The 21,195-nt window shown below is 74.0% G+C and carries 16 protein-coding genes; 8 read left to right on the plus strand and 8 right to left on the minus strand.

What is annotated here, in order from left to right; all coding sequences use genetic code 11:
- The first annotated feature begins 10 nt into the window (after positions 1-10).
- The 4 genes from ACH4N1_RS09655 (at position 11) to ACH4N1_RS09670 (ending at position 4,464) form a co-directional block, all read left to right on the plus strand.
- Complete coding sequence (locus tag ACH4N1_RS09655) at positions 11-1,483, plus strand: family 43 glycosylhydrolase (protein ID WP_398095986.1); 1,473 nt, start codon at positions 11-13, stop codon at positions 1,481-1,483.
- A 162-nt stretch (positions 1,484-1,645) separates the two neighbouring features.
- Positions 1,646-2,413 carry a polysaccharide deacetylase family protein gene (locus tag ACH4N1_RS09660; protein ID WP_398095988.1) on the plus strand — a complete coding sequence of 256 codons (768 nt, stop codon included), beginning with the start codon at positions 1,646-1,648 and terminating at the stop codon, positions 2,411-2,413.
- A gap of 121 nt (positions 2,414-2,534) precedes the next feature.
- A complete protein-coding gene (locus ACH4N1_RS09665; protein WP_398095827.1) occupies positions 2,535-2,975 on the plus strand; it encodes an SRPBCC family protein in 441 nt (146 codons plus the stop codon).
- A gap of 142 nt (positions 2,976-3,117) precedes the next feature.
- A complete protein-coding gene (locus tag ACH4N1_RS09670) occupies positions 3,118-4,464 on the plus strand; it encodes a lanthionine synthetase LanC family protein (RefSeq protein ID WP_398095829.1) in 1,347 nt (448 codons plus the stop codon).
- Here ACH4N1_RS09670 and ACH4N1_RS09675 read toward each other — a convergent pair.
- From ACH4N1_RS09675 to ACH4N1_RS09690, 4 genes are all read right to left on the minus strand, one after another.
- A complete protein-coding gene (locus tag ACH4N1_RS09675; protein WP_398095830.1) occupies positions 4,416-5,567 on the minus strand; it encodes an XdhC family protein in 1,152 nt (383 codons plus the stop codon). The genes ACH4N1_RS09670 and ACH4N1_RS09675 overlap by 49 nt on opposite strands.
- A gap of 155 nt (positions 5,568-5,722) precedes the next feature.
- A complete protein-coding gene (locus tag ACH4N1_RS09680) occupies positions 5,723-8,176 on the minus strand; it encodes a xanthine dehydrogenase family protein molybdopterin-binding subunit (protein ID WP_398095832.1) in 2,454 nt (817 codons plus the stop codon).
- 2 nt (positions 8,177-8,178) lie between these two features.
- The gene (locus ACH4N1_RS09685) at positions 8,179-8,754 is read right to left on the minus strand and encodes a (2Fe-2S)-binding protein (RefSeq protein ID WP_398095834.1); all 576 of its coding nucleotides are present in this window, start codon (positions 8,752-8,754) and stop codon (positions 8,179-8,181) included.
- The gene (locus ACH4N1_RS09690; RefSeq protein WP_398095836.1) at positions 8,754-9,653 is read right to left on the minus strand and encodes an FAD binding domain-containing protein; all 900 of its coding nucleotides are present in this window, start codon (positions 9,651-9,653) and stop codon (positions 8,754-8,756) included. Before ACH4N1_RS09690 ends, ACH4N1_RS09685 begins: the two co-directional genes overlap by 1 nt.
- Positions 9,654-10,095: 442 nt before the next feature.
- Here ACH4N1_RS09690 and ACH4N1_RS09695 point away from each other — a divergent pair, with 442 nt between their 5' ends.
- The gene (locus ACH4N1_RS09695; protein WP_398095838.1) at positions 10,096-11,778 is read left to right on the plus strand and encodes a PucR family transcriptional regulator; all 1,683 of its coding nucleotides are present in this window, start codon (positions 10,096-10,098) and stop codon (positions 11,776-11,778) included.
- A gap of 310 nt (positions 11,779-12,088) precedes the next feature.
- Positions 12,089-12,862 carry a hypothetical protein gene (locus ACH4N1_RS09700; protein WP_398095839.1) on the plus strand — a complete coding sequence of 258 codons (774 nt, stop codon included), beginning with the start codon at positions 12,089-12,091 and terminating at the stop codon, positions 12,860-12,862.
- Between the two features lie 443 nt (positions 12,863-13,305).
- Here the strand turns inward: ACH4N1_RS09700 and ACH4N1_RS09705 are convergent, their stop codons facing one another.
- Positions 13,306-14,253, minus strand: coding sequence for an FCD domain-containing protein (locus ACH4N1_RS09705; protein ID WP_398095840.1), 948 nt, complete (start codon positions 14,251-14,253; stop codon positions 13,306-13,308).
- A gap of 158 nt (positions 14,254-14,411) precedes the next feature.
- Here ACH4N1_RS09705 and ACH4N1_RS09710 point away from each other — a divergent pair, with 158 nt between their 5' ends.
- Positions 14,412-15,260, plus strand: coding sequence for a (2Fe-2S)-binding protein (locus ACH4N1_RS09710; RefSeq protein WP_398095842.1), 849 nt, complete (start codon positions 14,412-14,414; stop codon positions 15,258-15,260).
- 302 nt (positions 15,261-15,562) lie between these two features.
- Positions 15,563-16,606, plus strand: a complete 1,044-nt coding sequence (locus ACH4N1_RS09715; protein ID WP_398095844.1) for a DUF2637 domain-containing protein — start codon at positions 15,563-15,565, stop codon at positions 16,604-16,606.
- A gap of 208 nt (positions 16,607-16,814) precedes the next feature.
- Here ACH4N1_RS09715 and ACH4N1_RS09720 read toward each other — a convergent pair whose 3' ends face one another.
- From ACH4N1_RS09720 to ACH4N1_RS09730, 3 genes are all read right to left on the minus strand, one after another.
- Positions 16,815-17,303 (minus strand): ATP-binding protein, encoded by a 489-nt coding sequence (locus ACH4N1_RS09720; RefSeq protein WP_398095846.1) that lies wholly within the window; start codon positions 17,301-17,303, stop codon positions 16,815-16,817.
- 279 nt (positions 17,304-17,582) lie between these two features.
- The gene (locus ACH4N1_RS09725; RefSeq protein ID WP_398095848.1) at positions 17,583-19,325 is read right to left on the minus strand and encodes a pyruvate dehydrogenase; all 1,743 of its coding nucleotides are present in this window, start codon (positions 19,323-19,325) and stop codon (positions 17,583-17,585) included.
- 75 nt (positions 19,326-19,400) lie between these two features.
- Entirely contained in the window at positions 19,401-21,059 is a 1,659-nt protein-coding gene (locus ACH4N1_RS09730) for a protein phosphatase 2C domain-containing protein (RefSeq protein WP_398095850.1), read from the minus strand.
- Between the last annotated feature and the right edge of the window lie 136 nt (positions 21,060-21,195).

Genomic DNA, 21,195 nt, shown 5'->3' on the forward strand with positions numbered 1-21,195 from the left:
TATGCCTCGGATGTTCCGTCGGCGCACCCCCGCACTGCCGCGCACCCGCGCGCTGCTCACAGCCGGAGCGGTGGCCCTGGCGGCCGCCTGCTTCGCCGGTCCCGCCGGCACCGCCCGGGCCGCCGTGCCCGCCTCCCCCGGCGTGACCTACACGAACCCGCTCGCGGAGAAGCGCGCGGACCCGCACATCTTCAAGCACACGGACGGCTACTACTACTTCACCGCCACGGTCCCCGAGTACGACCGCATCGTGCTGCGCCGGGCGGCGACCGTCCAGGGCCTGGCCACGGCCCCCGAGACCACCATCTGGACGAAGCACGCGAGCGGGGTCATGGGCGCCCACATCTGGGCGCCGGAGATCCACTTCATCGACGGCAGGTGGTACGTCTACTTCGCGGCCGGCGCCACGGACGACGTGTGGGCGATCCGCATGTACGTCCTGGAGGGCACCGGCGGCAACCCGCTCACCGCGGCCTGGGCCGAGAAGGGCCGGATCAGGACCACGTGGGAGAGCTTCTCGCTGGACGCCACCACGTTCGTCGTGAACGGCGTGCGCTACCTCGCCTGGGCACAGCGCAACCCGGCCGAGGAGAACAACACCAGCCTCTTCGTCGCGAAGATGGCGAACCCCTGGACGATCACCGGGACTCCGGCGGAGATCTCGCGGCCCACCCTGGCCTGGGAGACCGTCGGCTACAAGGTCAACGAGGGGCCGGCCGTCATCCAGCACGGCGGCAGGGTCTTCATGAGCTACTCGGCGAGCGCGACCGACGCCAACTACTGCCTCGGCCTGCTGACCGCCTCCGCGACCGCCGACCTCACCGATCCGTCCTCCTGGACGAAGAGTTCGCAACCGGTGTTCAAGAGCAACGCGGCGACCTCGCAGTACGGGCCCGGCCACAACTCCTTCACCGTCTCCGAGGACGGCAGGTCCGACATCCTCGTGTACCACGACCGCAGCTACAAGGACATCACCGGCGACCCGCTGAACGACCCCAACCGCCGCACCCGCGTGCAGAAGCTGTACTGGAAGGCCGACGGCACCCCCGACTTCGGCATCCCGGTCGCGGACGGGGTCACCCCGCAGCGCTTCTCCTCGGACAACCTCCCGGACCGCTTCGTCCGGCACTGGGAGTACCGCGCCCGCGTCGAGGCGGACGTGAGCCCGCTGGCGGACTCACAGTTCCGGGTCGTGCCCGGACTCGCGGGCAGCGGCACGGTCTCGCTGGAGTCGGCCAACTTCCCCGGTCACTACCTGCGCCACAAGAACTTCGAGGTGTGGGTGGAGAAGAACGACGGCACCGCGCGGTTCGCGGCCGACGCCACGTTCCACCGGCGTGCGGGCCTGTCCGACGCGGCGGGGGTGTCGTACGAGTCGTACAACTACGCGGGCCGCTACCTGCGGCACTACGACCACCTGCTGTACGTGCAGGCACCGAGCACGGCGACGGACCGCGCGGACGCGACGTTCCACGCCCAGTGAGGCATCCCCTCCACCGCCTCCCCTGGCACCGGCGTCTGCCGCGAGAGCTTCGTGACAGGCGCCGCGGGGCAGGCCGCCGAGGCGGGTGGACCAGGGAATAATCCCAGGTCATCCGCTATACGCCCTGTGTATAGTCCCGGCATGCCTTCTCCGACCAAGAAGATGAAGAAAACGGGGATCCCGTTCCGCGCGGCCGGGGCCGGTGTCGTCGCCGCCTGCCTGGCCCTGGCCCTGACGGGCTGCGCCGGGCTCGACACCACCGCACCCGGCGCCGTGCGCGCCGAACCCGCGTCCACCGCGCAGGCGGCCCGCTTCGGCACCGTCGACTGCCGTGCGGCGAAGTGCGTCGCGCTCACCTTCGACGCGGGCCCGAGCGAGAACTCCGCCCGCCTGCTGGACATCCTGAAGGAGAAACAGGTCCCGGCGACCTTCTTCCTCCTCGGCAAGCGGCACATCGAGAAGTACCCGCAGCTCGTCACGCGCATGGCCGCCGAGGGTCACGAGGTGGCCAGTCACACCTGGGACCACAAGATACTGACGGAGCTGACGCCTCGGGAGATACGCGAGGAACTGGAGCGCCCCAACCGGGAGATAGAGCGCCTCACCGGCCGCCGCCCCACCCTGATGCGCCCGCCCCAGGGCCGTACCGACGACACCGTGCACGAGGTCTGCCGGGAGCTGGGCCTGGCGGAGGTGCTGTGGAGCGTGACCGCCAAGGACTACACGACGGAGGACTCCGCGCTGATCCGGCGCCGGGTCCTCGACCGGACCGAGCGGGACGGCATCATCCTGCTGCACGACATCTACGCCGGGACGGTGCCCGCGGTGCCCGGGATCGTCGACGCGCTGAAGGAACGCGGTTACGTCTTCGTCACCGTGCCCCAACTCCTCGCGCCGGGGCGGGCGGAGGCCGGAAAGGTCTACCGCTGACCGGGCCGGTCGGGATGCGGCCGCGCGTCCCGCGCCCCCGCGCACCCGCCCGGACTGGGCCAACCGTGTGAGCCGCCGGCGAACGCGCCGCCGCGTCCGGGGGACTCCTTACGATCACTGTGTGGCGACCTTCCAGTTCGAACGCACGGCACCGCTCCCCCTCGACGAGGCCTGGCGGCGGCTCACCGAGTGGACCCGGCACGGTGATGTGGTCCCGCTGACCCGCGTCACCGTGCTCACCCCCGGGCCGACCCGGGAGGGCACCGTGTTCGTGGCCCGGTCCGGGATCGGACCGCTGGCCTTCGACGACCGCATGGAGGTCACCGTCTGGTGCCCGCCGGACGACGGCGGACCGGGCCTGTGCCGGCTGGAGAAGCGCGGTCGCACGGTCCGGGGCTGGGCGGAGATCGAGGTCCGCCCCGGCCCCGGCGGCCGGACCCGGGTCGTCTGGCGCGAGGAGATCCGCTCGCCCCTCGCGCCGCCCTTCCTCGACCCGCTCGTGAGCCCCGTCGCCCGCGCGGTCTTCGGCCGGGCGGCCAACCGTCTGCTGCGCCGGGGCTGACGCATCGTCACCACGACCCCGGTGCCACCCCCGCCCCGCGCCCCGTCCGGGAGCGCGCGGGGCGCGAACGGCCGTTCCGTGCCGCAGCACACGCCCCGAGAACCCCTTGGGCAGCCCCCTGAACCCGTGAAAAGGTGCCCCCATGACGGATGTCGACGTGCGGGTGGACGAGGTCGAGGCGCTGGCGGCGGACGGGCTGCGCTGGCTGCTCGGGGCCGCTCGGGAGACCGGGGACGGGGGCCTCGGATGGCCCGCCGTCCCCTCCGGCACGACGGTCGAGGCGGACCTGTACAACGGGACGGCCGGCATCGTGCCGACGCTGCTGGAGGCACGGCGGCACTTCGGGGACGACGGCTACGGCGACGCCGCCCTGCGCGCGGCACGCTTCCTCGCGGTCGCCGCCGAGGCGGACGAGGACGACTCGCTGTACTTCGGCCGTACCGGGATCGCCCTCGTCCTGCACGCCGTCCACCGCGAACTCGGCGACAGCGCGGCCGGGGCCGCCGCCGGGCGGGCCCTGGCACGGGTGCGGTCACGGTTCGACGGGACGCGCTGGGGCGAGTTGTTCGAGCTGATGGGCGGCAACGCGGGCATCGGCCTCGGCGCGCTCGCGACGGGCGACGCCGAACTGGCCGTACGGGCGATGGAACCGTACCTGCGGACGGCCGAGGAGACGCCGGCGGGCGTGCGGTGGGCCCACCGGCCCGGCATCGAGGCGCGGCTGCACCACATCTCGCACGGCACGCTCGGGATCGTGTACGCACTGGCCGCCGTCGGCCGGGCGACCGGCCGCACGGACCTGGTGGAGCTGGCGCGGGCCGGGGCCGCGGACGTCGTGGCCCGCGACGAGACGGGCGGTACCGGTTTCCTGGCCCCGCACTCCGACCCGCAGTACCGGCCCGATCTCGTCGAGCGGTACAGCTACGGCTGGTGCCACGGCCCGGCCGGGGACGCCCAGGTCTTCCGGCTGCTGCGGGACGCCCTGGCCGAGCCCGCCTGGCAGGAGCTCGCCGACCGCTGCTGGCACACCGTCACGCACTCCGGGCTGCCGAGCCGGCTGCGCCCCGGCTTCTGGGACAACAACGGCCGCTGCTGCGGCACGGCGGGAGTGCTGGCGCTGGCCTGCGACCGGATCGCGGAGCAGGACGAGCCGCCCGGGTTCGCGCGGGTCCTGGTCGCCGACCTCGTGACCCGGGCGACCCGCGACGCCGACGGCGCCCGCTGGTCCAACATCGAGCACCGGGCCGACCCGAGCGTCCTGGAACCGCGCACCGGCTGGAACGCGGGCGGCGCGGGCATCGTGCGCGAGCTGCTGCGCTTCGTCCGCCTGAGCGGGTCGGGCGACCCGCACTACGCGTTCGCCTGGCCGGACCAGCCGGTGGTCCGCCGGACGGCCGCCCCGGCGTCGGCGGCGCTCCCGGCCCAGACGGCACTTCGGGCTCAGGCCACCGAGCCGATCCTCCCGGCCGGCGGCGACGGGGCGTCGTGATGGATCGGGGTGTGCGCCCCGGTCAGCGGGACCCCGCTGCCCCCGCGCCGGCCGGCGACGATCTCCGCGGCGATCGACAACGCGGTCTCCTCGGGCGTACGGGCGCCCAGGTCGAGCCCGATGGGTGACCGCAGCCGGGCCAGCTCCAGCTCGGTGACGCCGACCTCGCGCAGCCGTTCGTCGCGGTCGAGGTGGGTGCGGCGGGAGCCCATGGCGCCGACGTAGGCGACCGGCAGGCGCAGGGCGAGCCGGAGCAGCGGCACGTCGAACTTGGCGTCGTGGGTGAGGACGCACAGGACCGTCCGCGCGTCCACCTCCGTGCGCTCCAGGTACCGGTGCGGCCAGTCGACGACGACCTCGTCGGCCTCGGGGAAGCGGGCACGGGTGGCGAACACCGGGCGGGCGTCGCACACCGTGACGCGGTAGCCGAGGAACCCGCCGATCCGCACCAGCGCCGAGGCGAAGTCGATCGCGCCGAACACGATCATCCGCGGCGGCGGCACCGAGGCCTCGACGAGCACGGTGAGCGGGGCGCCGCAGCGGGAGCCCTGTTCGCCGACCTCCAGCGTGCCGGTGCGGCCCGCGTCGAGCAGGGCGCCGGCCTCGGCGGCCACCGTGCGGTCCAGTTCGGGGTGGGCGCCGAAGCCGCCGTCGTGGGAGCCGTCGGGGCGCACGAGCAGGGCGCGGCCGAGGAGTCCGGCCGGTCCGCCCACGACGCGGGCCAGCGCCGCCGGTGTGCCGGACGCGGCGGCCCGCAGACCGGCCGCGACGACCGGGCGGACCGGGTCGCCGGCCCGCACCGGGGTGACGAGGACGTCGACGACGCCGCCGCAGGTCAGGCCGACGGCGAAGGCGTCGTCGTCGCTGTAGCCGAAGCGTTCGAGGACGGACTCCCCGTCGGCGAGGGCCTGTTGGCACAGCGCGTACACCGCGCCCTCCACACAGCCGCCGGAGACCGAGCCGATCGCCGTGCCGTCGGCGTCCACCGCGATGGCGGCGCCCGGCCGGCGGGGTGCGCTGCCGCCGACGGCCACCACGGTGGCGACGGCGAAGTCACGGCCCTGCTCGACCCACCGGTTCAGCTCCTCGGCGATGTCCAGCATGTCTCGGTCTCCTTGACTGCGGTCGGATGGAGGGCGGCGGGCTGCGGCCGGCGGACGCCCGGCCGGCTCTCGACGGGGTGGCGGGCGAGGTACCCCGGGAAGACCACCGTCAAGCGCCCATGAGGGCGCCGGTCTCCCCGGAGTGACGTGCCGGTTCAGCCCGTGACGGGGGCTGTTCCGGTGAGGTGCTCGGGGCGGACCGGGGTCCGGTTCAGCTCCAGCCCGGTGGCGTCGCGGATCGCCGCGAGCACCGCCGGGGTCGAGGACAGGGTCGGGGCCTCACCGACGCCGCGCAGGCCGTAGGGGGCGTGGTCGTCGGCGAGTTCGAGGACGTCGACCGGGATGGTCGGGGTGTCGAGGATGGTCGGGATCAGGTAGTCGGTGAAGGAGGGGTTGCGCACCTTCGCGGTCCTCGGGTCGACGACGATCTCCTCCATCACCGCGATCCCCAGGCCCTGGACGGTGCCGCCCTGGATCTGGCCGAGGACGGACAGCGGGTTGAGGGCCTTGCCGACGTCCTGGGCGCAGGCCAGTTCGACGACCTTCACCATGCCCAGCTCGGTGTCGACCTCGACGACCGCGCGGTGGGCGGCGAAGGAGTACTGCACATGGCCGAAACCCTGGCCGGTGCGCAGGTCGAAGGGCTCGGTGGGCCGGTGCCGCCACTCCTCCTCGACCTCCACCGCCTCCTCGCCGAGGACGTCCACCAGGTCGGCGAGCACCTCGCCGCCGTCGGTGACGACCTTGCCGCCCTCCAGCAGGAGTTCGGCGGTGGCCCAGGCGGGGTGGTGGGAGCCGAACTTGCGGCGTCCGATCTCCAGCACCTTCTCCCGGACCCGCTCGCAGGAGTTCTTCACGGCGCCGCCGGTGACGTACGTCTGCCGGGAGGCGGAGGTCGAACCGGCGCTGCCCACTTCGGTGTTGGCGGGATGGATGGTCACCTGGGCGACGCCCAGCTCGGTGCGGGCGATCTGCGCGTGGACGGTGACGCCGCCCTGGCCGACCTCCGCCATCGCGGTGTGCACGGTGGCCACCGGCTCCCCGCCGACCACCTCCATCCGCACCCGGGCGGTGGAGTAGTCGTCGAAGCCCTCGGAGAAACCGACGTTCTTGATGCCGACCGCGTAGCCGATGCCGCGGACGACGCCCTCGCCGTGCGTGGTGTTGGACAGACCGCCGGGCAACTGTCGTACGTCCGCGCCCTCGCTGGACTCCCACTCGCGCTCCGGCGGCAGCGGCATCGCCTTGACGCGGCGCAGGAGTTCGGCGACCGGGGCCGGGGAGTCGACGATCTGGCCGGTGGGCATGACCGCGCCCTGTTCCATGGCGTTGAGCTGCCGGAACTCCACCGGATCCAGGCCCAGTTCCTTCGCCACCTTGTCCATCTGGGCCTCGTAGGCGAAGCAGGCCTGGACCGCGCCGAAGCCGCGCATCGCGCCGCACGGCGGGTTGTTGGTGTAGAGGGCGACGGCCTCGATGTCCACGTCGTCGACGACGTAGGGGCCGATGCCGAGCGAGGCGGCGTTGCCGACGACGGCCGGGGAGGCGGAGGCGTACGCGCCGCCGTCGAGGACGATGCGGCACTTCACGTGGGTGAGCCTGCCGTCCCTGGTCGCACCGTGCTCGTAGGACAGCCGGGCCGGGTGGCGGTGGACGTGGCCGAAGAAGGACTCGAAGCGGTTGTAGACGATCTTGACGGGTCTGCCGGTGCGCAGGGCCAGCAGGCAGGCGTGGATCTGCATGGACAGGTCCTCGCGGCCGCCGAACGCGCCGCCGACGCCGGCCAGGGTCATCCGGACCTTGTCCTCGGGCAGGCCGAGGACGGGCGCGATCTGGCGCAGGTCGGAGTGGAGCCACTGGGTGGCGATGTAGAGGTGGACGCCGCCGTCCTCCTCGGGGACGGCGAGGCCGGACTCGGGGCCGAGGAAGGCCTGGTCCTGCATGCCGAAGGTGTACTCGCCCCGGACGATCACGTCGGCCCGCGCGGCCGCCGCGGCCGCGTCGCCGCGGACGATGGGCTGGCGGTGGAGGATGTTGGGGTGCGGGACGTGGCCGATGTGGTGGTCGTCGCGGTCCTCGTGGACGAGGACGGCGTCGGGGGCGGTGGCGGAGGCCTCGTCGGTGACGACGGGCAGTTCGCGGTACTCGACCCGGATCCTCGCGGCGGCGCGGCGGGCGGTCTCCGGGTGGTCGGCGGCGACGATCGCGACCGGCTCGCCGTGGTGGCGGACCTTGCCGTGGGCGAGGACGGGGGTGTCCTGGATCTCCAGGCCGTAGTTCCGGATCTCCGTCGGCAGGTCGTCGTACGTCATGACGGCGTGGACGCCCGGCAGGGCGAGGGCCTCGGCGGTGTCGATGGAGACGATCTCGGCGTGCGCGACGGTGGAGCGCAGGATCTGGCCCCAGAGCATGTCCTCGTGCCACATGTCGGACGAGTAGGCGAACTCACCGGTGACCTTGAGGGTGCCGTCGGGGCGGAGTGTGGACTCGCCGATGCCGCCCCCGGCCGGCGCACCCTGGGTGATCCTGGTGGGCGTGCCGTCGGGGGAGGACGCCGCGCGGGGGGAGGCGGTGCGGTGGGAGGCGGTGCGGTGGGAGGCGGTGGACATCGTCAGACCCCCTCCGACTGCCGGGCGGCCGCCAGGCGGACCGCGTCCATGATCTTCTCGTAGCCGGTGCAGCGGCACAGGTTGCCCGAGAGCGCCTCGCGGATGTCCGCGTCGGTCGGGTTCGGGGTGCGCTCCAGCATCTCGTCGGCGGCGACCAGCAGCCCCGGGGTGCAGAAGCCGCACTGGACGGCGCCGGCGTCGATGAACGCCTTCTGGATCGGGGCGAGTTCGCCGCCCTCGCCGGTGTGCGAGTCCGCGCTCCCGGTCTGCCGGGTTCCGGCCTCGTCGAGCGAGGTGCCGCCGTGGGCGCCGGTCGCGCGGGAGCGCTCCCTGGCGTACTCCGCGAGGCCTTCCACGGTGACGACCTCGCGGCCCTCGACCTGACCGGCGGCGACCAGGCAGGAACAGACCGGGACGCCGTCGAGGCGGACGGTGCAGGAGCCGCACTCGCCCTGCTCGCAGGCGTTCTTGGAGCCGGGCAGGCCGAGCCGCTCGCGCAGGACGTACAGCAGGGACTCGCCCTCCCACACGTCGTCGGCCTCCTGCGGACGTCCGTTGACGGTGAAGTTGACGCGCATCAGGCAGCGCCTCCCTTTCGACGGGTGGTGCGGTCGGCGCCGCGGTACGACTCCCAGGTCCAGGTCAGGGTCCGGCGGGCCATGACGCCGACCGCGTGGCGGCGGTAGCTCGCGGTGCCGCGGACGTCGTCGATCGGGTTGCAGGCGGCGGCGCACAGGTCCGCGAACCGCTTGGCGACCGACGGGGTGATGATCTTTCCGCTGTCCCAGAAGCCGTCCTCGTCGAGCGCGGCTTCGAGGAACTCCTCCGCGGTCCTCGCCCGGACGGGGGTGGGCGCGGCCGAGCCGATCCCGGTGCGGACCGTGCGGGTCTCGGGGTGCAGGGCCAGTCCGAAGGCGCACACGGCGATGACCATGGCGTTGCGGGTGCCGACCTTGGAGTACTGCTGGGGGCCGTCGGCCTTCCGGACGTGCACGGCGCGGATCAGTTCGTCGGCGGCGAGCGCGTTGCGCTTCACCCCGGTGTAGAAGTCGTCGATGGGGATGCGGCGGGAGCCGCGCACCGACTCGACCTCGACCTCGGCGCCGGCCGCGAGGAGGGCGGGGTGGGCGTCGCCGGCCGGGGAGGCGGTGCCGAGGTTGCCGCCGACGCCGCCGCGGTTGCGGATCTGCGGGGAGGCCACGGTGTGCGAGGCGAGGGCGAGGCCGGGCAGCTCGGACCGCAGGTTCTCCATGATCCTCGTGTAGGGGACGGAGGCACCCAGCCGCACCGAGTCCTCGCCGGCCTCCCACTCGTACAGGTCCCCGATCCGGCCCAGGTCGAGGAGGTACTCGGGCCGCCGGTGGTCGAAGTTGATCTCGACCATCACGTCGGTGCCACCCGCGATCGGCACGGCGGTGGGGTGCTCGGCCTTCGCGGCGAGCGCCTCCTGCCAGCTGGCGGGGCGAAGGAAGTCCATGACCGGCTCTCTTCTTGGTCTCGTGGGTCTTGATCTCGCGGGTCTTGATCTCGCGGGTCTTGATCTCGTCGGGCTTGATCTCGTCGGGCTCGGTCTCGTGATTCGTCGGTTCGGGCCGGATCGGGTGCGGCGGTCCCGGCTTTTTCTTGTGATGTTCACGCGGATCGGGGCCAGTACACAGCTCCGTACTCCGCCCGGGTCAGTCACGGAAACCATGAAGGAGTTGGCTGGTCGGGGCGGGCATCTTGTAGATTCGTATGAACGGAGGCCATCGGTAACCTCCCGGTTCTCCCGTGGAAACGTGAGAAACGACCCGGCAGTCCGAGAATGCCGCTCGTGCGGGTGCTCATGGGGGCCGGGAGCCCGTCGCCGGGACCCGCTCGACCCCGCGACCCCTCACCCTTCATCGTAGATTTCCGGACAAAGAACGGCGGCGACGAGAATGCGGCTGCGCGCACTGCTGGACACCGACGCGCTGGGCCTGCGGCTGCTCGGCGGCCAGGACGAACTGGACCGCGCGGTACGCGGCGTCATGACCACCGACCTGCGGGACCCCAGCCGCTACCTCTCCGGCGGCGAGCTGGTGCTCACCGGGCTGGCCTGGCGCCGGGACGCCGCCGACTCCGAGCCGTTCGTACGGCTCCTGGTGCGGGCCGGGGTGGCGGCGCTCGCCGCCGGCGAGGCCGAACTGGGCGACGTGCCCGACGACCTGGTCCTGGCCTGCGCCCGGCACCGGCTGCCGCTGTTCGCGGTGCACGAGTCGGTGGCGTTCGCGACGATCACCGAGCACGTCGTGCGCCAGGTGTCCGGGGAGCGTGCCGGGGACCTCGCGGCGGTCGTGGACCGGCACCGCCGGATGATGACCTCGGGACCGGCGGGCGGCGGTCCCGACGTGGTCCTGGACCTGCTCGGCTCCGACCTGGACCTGCGCGCCTGGGTGCTGTCGCCCACGGGCCGGCTCGTCGCGGGCCCGAAGACGGCGGGGCCGGGGCTGCCGGCCGAGGTGTGCGCGAAGCTGGCGGCGGAACACCTGGCGGCCGCCCGCACCGGTCGGCGGGGCCCGCACCGGGTGGTCCTCGACGGTGCGACGTACTCGCTGTTCCCGGTCCGCAGCGGCGGGCGGGACCGGCGGGCCGCGGGTGACGTGCGCGAGACGGTGCTGTCGGACTGGCTGCTGGCCGTCGAGGCGGACGCCGGGGACTGGGCGGAGGAGCGGCTCGACCTGCTCCAGGGCGTCACCCAGCTCATCTCGGTCGAGCGGGACCGGCGGGACGCGGCGCGCACGGTGCGCAGACGGCTCGCCCAGGAGGTCCTCGAACTGGTCCAGACGGGCGCGGCGCCCGCCGAGATCGCGGCCCGGCTGCGGGTGGCGGCGCCGGTACTGCTGCCCGGGCTGGGGGCCGCGCCGCACTGGCAGGTCGTCGTGGCGCGCGTCGAGTGGGACGGCGCGGAAGGGGGTGCGACCGAGGGCGGTCCGATCGCCCAGTCCCTCCTGGAGGAGATCCTGGTCGACCCGCACGCCACCGGCCCCGAGCCCTCCGACCGCATCGCCGTCGCCCACACCGGTGACGAGGCCGTCGCCCTCGTCCCCCTCCCGGCGGTCGCCGGCGAGCACGACGGACCGGGTTCCGGGGTCCTCGCCGACACCCTGCTGGCCTCCGTGCGGGAGCCGCTGGCCGCGGGCCTCGACGGCGACGGCCGGGTCACGCTCGGCGTCAGCGCGGCGGTGCACTCGGCGGAGGGGCTGCGGGGTGCCCTGGAGGAGGCCCGGCACGCCCGCCGGGTGGCGGCGGCCCGCCCGGGCCGGGTGTGCGCGGCGGGCCACCAGGAGCTGGCCTCGCACGTCCTGCTGCTGCCCTTCGTCCCCGACGACGTCCGGCGGGCCTTCACCGCCCGTCTCCTGGACCCCCTGCGCGACTACGACCGGCGGCACCGCGCCGAGCTGATCCCGACGCTGGAGGCGTTCCTGGACTGCGACGGCTCCTGGACCCGCTGCGCGTCCCGGCTCCACCTGCACGTCAACACACTGCGCTACCGCGTCGGCCGGATCGAGCAGTTGACGGGCCGGGACCTCTCGCGCCTCGAGGACAAGCTGGACTTCTTCCTGGCCCTGCGGATGAGCTGAAACCCGGGGGACGCCCGGGGCCCACGACTTTGTGAAAAGCTTCACCCGCCCCCTTGGCCCGGCCCGTCATTCGTGTTGAGATGCGGCCACCACTCGAAGCTCGACGGTGTGCTGGGCCTGCCCTTCGGATCAGGTCGTCGTGGGGGGCGGTGCCTTGCCGTGCCGATGAGCGGGACGCGGTGCGTGCGACTGCGGGGCGCGGGAGGAAGCCGACGCGAAGCGTCGAGGACCGACGGCGACGCCGCGGACGCGCGGGCCGGGCCCCGTGACCCCGAGCTGATCCGAAGGACAGGACCCTGGGGAGGGCAACGTGGCGCATTCCGCCATGTCGGGCAATGGAACGACCGCTGGTGACGATCCCCTCCAGACCGCGGTGTGGCGGTTGCGCTCGCGGGCCTGCTGGGCCGACGCCGCGGCGTTACTGCCGCCGGACAGCGCGGCGGGGGCCGTCCAGCGGGCGGCCCTCCTCGTGGAGCGGTGCCTCTACACCGAGCGGGGCTGGCAGGAGGCGGAGGACGCGCTGCGGACGGCCGAGGCCCTCGCCCACACCGACGAGGAACGGGGCGCGGCCGCTTGCGAACGGGGGCACTTGGCGTACGCGGCGACGGTGCACGGGGTGCGCGACCGGGCCGACGAGGCGCGGGCCGCGCTCGGCCGGGCGGCCGCGCTGATCCCTCCGGACGCGGCGGGACGGCCCCTGCTGGACTTCCGGCGCGGACTGCTCGCGGAGAACCTGACCCGCTCCCCGCAGGCCGCGCGCGCCGCCTACCGGCGCGCGCACACGGCCGCCGAGGCCCGCTCCGACGTCCTGCTGCTGTCCTTCACCTGGCGGCACCTGGCGGGCCTCGCCCTGCGCGACGGCGACATCGCCGAGGCCCGCCACGGCTTCGCCGAGTCCCTGCGCATCCGGGAGGAGTTGGGCTACCTGGTGGGTACGGCCCCGGCGCTGGTCTCGCTGGCGGACGCGGAGACCGAGCCGGAGGCGTCCCGACTGCGCGAGGAGGCGGGACGCCTCTTCCGGCTCCTGGGCGGCGTCCCGACGTGGCTGGCCCGCCATCTGACACCACCGGCGGCCACGGCGTAGGCGGCCACGCGGTAGGCGGCCACGCGGTAGGCGGCCACGCGGTAGGCGGCCACGCGGTAGGCGCCCACGGACCGGCGGCGAGGGCGCGGGCGCTGCCGGCCGGGGCGCCCCGGATCGCGGGCGGAAAGGCCGTACCACCTTGCCGAGCAGGGGAGTCGGCAACGCCGCGACCTCCGCGCAGGGGGTCGCGGCGGCCCCGTCCGCGGCACCGGAGGGGCGTACCGGCCGGAGAGGCGTACCGGCCGGGCGGGCGCGGCGGCCGGGCGCGTCGGCCGGGCTCGACCGGCTCCTCGTGTCCGATGTCCTTCACCACGGTCGGGGCGGGCCGGGGCCCCCGGCTCACGGTGTGTCCACGCGGTGCCGTCGCTCACGGCCGGGATCCCGGCGGGAGGCCGTGACGGCGGCCGGCGGCCGGCGGGGAGACGGCAGGATGCCGACAGCCCTCAGCGTGATCCCGCGAAGTGCTCCCGCACCAGTGCCTGCACCACGTCCACGTCCCCCGCCCCCAGCGCCTCCAGCAGCGCCAGGTGCTCCGCCGCGTCCGCCACCAGGTCGGCCCGGCCGCGCGAGACGGGCCCGCCCACCAGCGGCCACTGCGAGCGGCGGTGCAGGTCGTCCGCGACGGAGACCAGTTGCCCGTTGCCGCTCAGACCGAGGACCGCGCGGTGGAAGGCGCGGTCGGACTCGGCGTACGTGGCGCGGCAGCCGGAGGCGGCGGCCCGGACGGTCGCCTCGGCGAGGGGGCGCAGCTCGGCCCAGTGTTCGGCGGGGACCGTGCGGGCGAGCCGCAGCATCACGGGGACCTCGATCAGGGCCCGCACCTCGGCCAGTTCGGCCAGCTCCCGCGTGCCGCGCACGATCACCCGGAACCCCCGGTTGGGCACGACCTCGACGGCGCCCTCCAGGGCGAGCTGCTGCATGGCCTCCCGCACCGGTGTCGCGGAGACGCCGAAGCGCTCGCCGAGGGCGGGTGCCGAGTACACCTCGCCGGGCGTCAGCTCCCCGGCGACGAGCGCGGTGCGCAGGGCGTCGAGGATCTGACCGCGGACGGAGGACCGCTGGACGAGGGGGCGGGGACGTTCGAGGGGGGTCTCGCCGTGCGTGTGCTCGCCGCGCACGGCGGCGGCATCGCCGCCGGGGCCGGGCGTCGGGCCGTCGGCGAAAGCGGGCGTCGGGCCGTCGGCGAAAGCGGGCGTCGGGCCGTCGGCGAAAGCGGGCGTCGGGCCGTCGGCGAAAGCGGGCGTCGGGCCGTCGGCGAAGGCGGGCGTCGGGCCGTCGGCGAAGGGGGCCGTCGCGCCCCGGTCCCGGTCCGTGGCGCGCGGCTGCGCGGGAACCCGCGGTCCCGTGCCGGGGGCTCCCGTGCCGGCAAAGCCCTGCGCGCTCCGCTCCACGGGTGCTCCTCCGGATCTGTCGGTACTTGGGGTCATTACGGCCGGTTGTTACTCGTCCGTCAAGCACCTTAGGCGTTACCGGCCACCGGTTCACATCCCGACCGGATTGGGTAAGGTAAGGCTTACCTCGCCCTCATCGCTGGATCGGTGGTACCGGTATGCCCTCACACCCGTCGGCCGTGACGGACGCGTACGCACGTCTCACCGCGGCCTGCCCGGGCCTGACCGTCAGGGAACTGGGGCCGGGCGAGCCCGCCCCGCGCGGCGGCGGCTGGGTGTCGGCGGCCGCGCTGGCGGAGGGCGGCGCGGAGCTGGACGCCTTCCTGGCCTGGGACGAGAACCAGGTGGTGCGGGACTACGGGCAGCGGGCCCGCCCGGACGTCGTGGCGAGCTTCGGACTGCACCGGTACGCCTGGCCGGCCTGCCTGCTGATCACCGCCCCCTGGTTCCTGCACCGCCGGGTCCCCCGCCTCCCGGTGACCCACGTCTCGTACGACCGCACCGGCGCCGGGATGCGGATGGCCGTCCGCGCGCCCGTCTCGTTCGCCTGCCTGCCGGGCGACCCGGCGGCGGCCCTGCCCGGCGCCCGGGTGGTCCCGGACGAGGAGGCCCTGCGCGCGGAGGTGCGGGCCGCCGTCGCCGAGCACCACGAGCCCGTGCTGGCCGGCTTCGGCCCGCGCACCCGGCGGCGCGGGCGCGCCCTGTGGGGCATGGTCACGGACGAGATCGTCGAGGGCCTCTGGTACGTCGCCGGCCTGTTCGGCGAGGCCGAGGGCGAACGGGCCCGCCACGAACTCGAACTGCTGCTGCCGGGCGCGACCCGGCCGTACGTCGGTTCGGCGGCCTTCCGGGAACTGACCGGACCGGACGGGAAGCCGCTGCCCACCCGGGACCGGGCGAGCTGCTGCATGTTCTACACGGTGCGCCCCGAGGACACCTGCGCCACCTGCCCGCGCACCTGCGACGCGGACCGGGTCGGCAAGCTCACCGCGCTGGCCGCGAGTTGAGTCACCCTCCGGTCGATCCGGCACCCGACGTCCCGTAAGATCACCCGAACGAGATCTCTCGGACCGTCACGGGTGCTCCACAACTTCCTCACTCGACACGGGAACTTTCCGTGGAACCACCCGTACGGGTAGTCTTATTCGAACTCAACTCCCGCCCCTCATGCGGCAGTTCGAGCAGAACGTCGCCCTGGGCATCCCCTTGCACCTCCTTGGCGGCCTCTTGCCCCGAAACCCCCTGAGGGATGGCGGGGTTGGGCCACTATGGCGGGCGTTACGCCCTATCCCAATGCAAGGGACCCCAGATGAGACTGACCGACATATCGCTGAACTGGCTGCTTCCGGGCGCCGTGCTGCTCCTGGGCATGCTGGCGGCGGTGGCGGTGCTCGCGCGCGGAAAGCGCTCCTCGGGGGAGAACACGAGCGACGACTCGTGGGAGCGCAGCGAAGAGCGCCGCAGGCGCAAGGAGGCCATATACGGCACCGCCTCCTACGTCCTGCTGTTCTGCTGCGCGGCGGTGGCCGCCGCGCTCTCCTTCCACGGACTGGTCGGCTTCGGCCGGCAGAACCTGAACCTGACCGGCGGCTGGGAGTACCTCGTGCCGTTCGGCCTGGACGGGGCGGCGATGTTCTGCTCCGTGCTCGCCGTGCGCGAGGCCAGCCACGGTGACGCGGCCCTCGGTTCGCGGATACTCGTGTGGACGTTCGCGGGTGCCGCGGCCTGGTTCAACTGGGTGCACGCTCCCCGTGGTTTCGGCCACGACGGCGCACCGCAGTTCTTCTCCGGCATGTCCCTGTCCGCGGCCGTCCTGTTCGACCGGGCACTGAAGCAGACCCGTCGGGCCGCACTGCGCGAGCAGGGCCTGGTGCCGCGTCCACTGCCGCAGATCCGTGTCGTGCGCTGGCTGCGGGCCCCCCGTGAGACGTACAAGGCGTGGTCGCTGATGCTCCTCGAGAACGTGCGCAGTCTGGACGAGGCCGTCGACGAGGTGCGCGAGGACAAGCGGCAGAAGGAGACGGCGCGCCTGCGCCGCCGCGAGCAGGACCGCGTGGAGCGCGCCCAGCTCAAGGCGATCAGCCGCGGACACCGCTTCCCCGGTCGCGGTGGCCGCCAGCTGGAGGCCCAGGCCTCCTTGGAGCGGGGCACCGAACGCGTTCCCGCGGAGCCTGCCATAGCGGCGAACTCGCCGGAACAGCTGCCCGTGCGTACGCGGCCCTCCCTCCAGCCCGTCCGTCAGAGCACTGACCCGATCACCGTCGACCTCACCGCGGAGGACGACACGATGGCCCTGCCGCGCCTGGACTCCCTGGAGCGCAAGCTCAAGGACCTGGAGCAGCAGTTCGGCTGACGCACCGTCATGGGAAGGGGGCGCGACCGGTGAGGTCGCGCCCCCTTCCCGTGTTCCCGTTCCCGTGTTCCCGCGGCCGCGTTGCCGTGGCCCTGGTTCCGCGGTCCTGGTCCCGGCGGGCCGGCGGCCCGGTGGTCCGGCGGCCCGGTGGTCCGGGCCGGTGGTCCGTCGTCCGGTCGGGCCGATGACCCGTCGGCCGGTGGCCCGCTCAGGCCAGTCCGGCGCCCAGCTCGAACCAGACCGCCTTCCCGATGCCGTGCGTCCGCACGCCCCACGCGTCCGCGAGGGACTGCACCAGGAGCAGACCCCGGCCGTGCGTGCCCTCCTCGGTGTCCCGCCCGCGCGGCCGCGGACGGCCGGCCGCGAAGTCGCGTACCTCCACCCGCAGGCCGTCCGGCCCGACGGTCGCCGTGAGCAGCGCGTCCCGGTCGGTGTGGACGAGCGCGTTGGTGACGAGTTCGCTGGTGAGCAGTTCGGCGGTATCCGACTGTCCGGGCCTTCCCCAGTGCCGCAGCAGTTCGCGCAGCGCCCGGCGCGTCTCGGGCACGGCCCGTAAGTCCGCCCGTCCGAGCCTGTGCCGGAGCTGGGACGTGTGCCCCCGCTCCCCGCCGCCGTCCGCCGTGGCCTCCCCTGTCCGCTTCCTCTCCGAGGTGTCCGCGATCACGGTCGAACCGCTGCCTCTTGCCTGCCTCTTCATGACCCCCGCCCGCGTGCCGATGTCGGTCCCCCTCCTGCTCGAACACGTTCACGGGATGCTTGCCCCCAGGGGCGGCGGGCCAGTCATGCCGGATCGGCGACGACCAGGTGTTCGGCCACGTCCCGGCGGGCCCGCAGCCTCCCCCGGCGGGTGGCGGCGGTCCTGCCCCCCGGCACCGGCGCGCGAAGTTGGCCGAAATCACCTCTACTCGGTGTGCCCGATCCGTGGCCCCGGCGCCGCACCGCACGCGGTTTCCCGTCGACGGCGCCGGGGCCGGCGTCAGGGTCGCGGCACGTTGCGGAGGTTGGAGCGGGCCATCTGGACCATGCGCCCGACGCCGCCGTCCAGCACCATCTTCGAGGCGGACAGGGCGAACCCGGTCACCATCTCGGCACTGATCTTCGGCGGGATGGACAGCGCGTTGGGGTCGGTGACGATGTCGACGAGAGCCGGACCCTTGTGCCGGAAAGCGGTCTTGAGGGCCCCCGCCACGTCCTTGGGCTTCTCCACGCGCACGCCGTGGGCGCCGCAGGCGCGGGCGACGGCGGCGAAGTCCGGGTTCTTGTTCGTGGTGCCGTGGGAGGGCAGGCCGGCGACCAGCATCTCCAGGTCCACCATGCCCAGCGAGGAGTTGTTGAAGAGGACGACCTTCACCGGCAGGTCGTGCTGGACGAGGGTGAGGAAGTCGCCCATCAGCATGGCGAATCCGCCGTCGCCCGACATCGACACGACCTGCCGTTCCCGGTCGGTGAACTGCGCGCCGATCGCCATGGGAAGCGCGTTGGCCATCGAACCGTGCGAGAAGGAACCGATCACGCGGCGGCGGCCGTTGGGCGTGAGGTAACGGGCCGCCCAGACGTTGCACATGCCGGTGTCGACGGTGAAGACGGCGTCCTCGTCGGCGAGTTCGTCGAGGACGGACGCCACGTACTCGGGGTGGATGGGCACGTGCTTCTCGACCTTGCGGGTGTACGCCTTCACGACCCCTTCGAGGGCGTCGACGTGCTTCTTCAGCATCTTGTCGAGGAACCGCCGGCTCTTCTTCTCCCGCACGCGCGGGATGAGACAGCGCAGGGTCTCCCGCACGTCGCCCCACACGGCGAGGTCCAGCTTGGAGCGCCGGCCGAGGTGCTCGGGCCGCACGTCCACCTGGGCGATCTTGACGTCGTCGGGCAGGAAGGCGTTGTACGGGAAATCGGTTCCGAGCAGGATCAGCAGGTCGCACTCGTGGGTGGCCTCGTAGGCGGCGCCGTATCCGAGGAGCCCGCTCATCCCGACGTCGAACTTGTTGTCGTACTGGATCCACTCCTTTCCGCGCAGCGCGTGGCCGATCGGTGACTTGATCTTCTCCGCGAACTCCATCACCTCGGCGTGCGCGCCCGCGGTGCCGCTGCCGCAGAACAGGGTGACCTTGTCGGCCGCGTCGATCAGCCGGACGAGCTCGTCGATCTCCGCGTCACCCGGGCGGACCGTGGGCCGGGAGGTCACGAGCGCGGTTTCCACCGCCTTCTCGGGCGCGGGCTCGGCGGCGATGTCACCGGGGAGGGAGACGACGCTGACGCCGCTGCGGCCGACGGCGTGCTGGATGGCCGTCTGGAGCAGCCGGGGCATCTGCTTCGGGCTGGAGATCAGTTCGCTGTAGTGGCTGCACTCCTGGAAGAGACGGTCGGGATGGGTCTCCTGGAAGTAGCCCAGACCGATCTCGCTGGAGGGGATCTGGGAGGCGAGCGCGAGGACCGGCGCCATCGAGCGGTGGGCGTCGTAGAGGCCGTTGATCAGGTGCAGGTTGCCGGGCCCGCAGGACCCGGCGCACGCCGTCAGCTTGCCCGTGATCTGCGCCTCCGCGCCGGCGGCGAACGCGGCGGTCTCCTCGTGGCGCACGTGCACCCAGTCGATGGCGGGGTTGCGGCGCACCGCGTCGACCACGGGGTTGAGGCTGTCGCCGACGACGCCGTAGAGGCGTTCCACTCCGGCGCGGACGAGGATGTCGACGAACTGTTCGGCGACGTTCTGTTTGGCCATGATGCTCTTCTGCCCCTTCGGTCTCCGTAGATCCTTCGGTTCCCTCCGGGTTCCATCAATCCACAGCGGACCGCGTCACGCCTCCCAAACGGCGGCGGCCGTACGGTCGTCCGCATACCCCTTAACCCTGATCCGGACGTCGGCGAGGAACGCGGCGAGGCCGGGCGGGGTCGGCGCGGACCACTGTCGGACGAGGTGGGCGGGGAGCCGGGGTTCGCCGCGCAGCGGTTCGGCGAGGCCGTCGGAGCACATCAGGAGGGTGTCACCCGGGCGGGCGAGGGAGGCCCGGAACCGGAAGGGTTCGCGCGGCGGTCCGGGGGCCGGCTCGTAGGGGCTCGGCGGGGTCGGGACGCCGAAGTCCATGGTGAGCCGGTCGCCCTCGGGGGTCTCGGCGGGCCGCGTCCCGAAGCCGACGACCGGCGCGCCGGCGGCCTCACCGACCGGTGGCTCGAGGTCCTGCCACGCGCCGTCCCGGAGGCGGAACAGTCCGCCGGGACCGACGCCGAAGAAGACCCGGACCCGGCAGGCGGGGTCGGCGGGCAGCAGCAGACAGCGCAGACCCGCCGCGTACTCGTCCGGTGCCAGGCCCTGTTCGGCGGCGCTGGCCCGCAGCCGTCCCAGGCTGCGGTCGGTGAGCCGGTGCAGCCCCGACTTCAGGTCCTCTCTCCGGGCGGCCCGCATGTCGTCGGCGAGCCGGGCGTGGCTGCGGCCCACGGCCCGCCCGATCCATCGGCAGACCTCGGCGGCCGCCCGGTGCGTGCCCGGCACGGCACGGGCGCCGGTGGCCACCGCGACCAGGATCAGCGCCTGGTCGCCGCTGCCGAAACGGGCGGTGAGCAGCGAGTCCCGGCGCGGCTCGCCCCGGAACCGCGCGGAGTCCCCGCGCACGGACGCCGCCCGTAGGGTGCAGGCCCCGTACCGGGCCCCGTCCAGCACGGTGTCCGCGACCAGGTCGTCCAGCCCGTCCGGATCGGCGGCCGGCAGCGCGGTCGGCTCGGCGTCGTAGGTGGGCGGCCCGGACCCGAGGTAGGGCTCGGCCGGCGGGAGCCCCTGCGGCGGGGGCGGGCCGGCGGGGGCCGGTGGGTGCGGGGCGTGCCGGAGCCGGTGAGGCGCATGCGCGGCGGGGGGCGGGAGCGGCGGGGTGCCGGAGGGCGGAGGGGTGCCGTCGGCGAACGGCGGCGGCTGGTGCGGGGCCGGTGGGGCTGATCCGGCCGGTGGGGCCGGTGGTGCCTGCGGTGGGGCCGGGGCGCGGTCGGCGGCCGTCGTCGGCGCGGGGGGCTCGGCCTCCGGGGCCGGGGCGGTGTGCGCCGCCTCCGGGGACGTGTGGCCGCCCGGGGTGTGCGTTCGGGGTGTGCGTTCGTCGAAGCCGGCGGGCAGGGGGCCGGGCAGGAACGTCGTCGGCCCGGCGGGGTGGTCGGCCGCCCCGGCCGGCGGGGGCGGTCCGCCCGTCGGCTCCCCCGCCCACCGGTCGGCCCGCCCGCTCGGCTCCCGGCGCGGCCCCGGCACCGGACCCGAGGCCCGCGGCTCCACGTCGCCCGGCACGTCGGCCGGGACGGCGTCGCCGGGGGCCGCGTCGCCGGGACCCCCGGTGCGGACCGTCCCCGCCGCCGAGGCGAACCTGTCGTCGAGCGAGTCCGGGCCGGTCGTGGGGCCGGTGTCCTCGGTGGTGTCGTCGTACAACTGGCCCCACCAGTCGTCCTCGTGACCGGTGGGCCTTCCCCCCTGCTGGCTCATGCCCCTGATTGTCCACCGGGAGGGCCGCGGAGGAACCGGGCATCCGAAAAAACGCGTCAGGGCCGACCCGGTGAACAACCGTGCGAACGGCGGGACGCCCCTCGGCCTGCCCGTTCTGTCCGTTTCCGGCAGGCTG

The organism is Streptomyces sp. NPDC017202, from assembly GCF_044331705.1.
Taxonomy (GTDB): domain Bacteria; phylum Actinomycetota; class Actinomycetes; order Streptomycetales; family Streptomycetaceae; genus Streptomyces.